At 25.8% G+C, this 248-nt stretch carries 1 protein-coding gene; it reads right to left on the reverse strand.

Features of this window, described 5'->3' with window-relative positions:
* Positions 1–248: hypothetical protein (locus tag AC2FA3_RS15450; protein ID WP_490510360.1), on the reverse strand; the 248-nt coding region annotated here is incomplete at both ends.

The following is a 248-nucleotide window of genomic DNA, read 5'->3' on the forward strand; positions in this document are numbered from 1 at the left end:
CGTATATTCCTTCTGAATCAACATATAATTCGTGCATGGAAAAATCTAATCCTACAAAAGTTTTTGACTTCTTTTCGATTACTTGGTTTTCATATTCGAAAAGAATACTTGCATAATACTTTCCACTTGCGGATTGACTTATTGTTACAGATTTTAATTTGTAATTATCTGGAATATTACGATGTATTTTTATTTTAATTAGTGATTTTATCTTCGGTATTTTTAGAGAATTATTCACTATTTTTATA

It is taken from the genome of Janibacter sp. CoH_79_TC_3, from assembly GCF_058197955.1.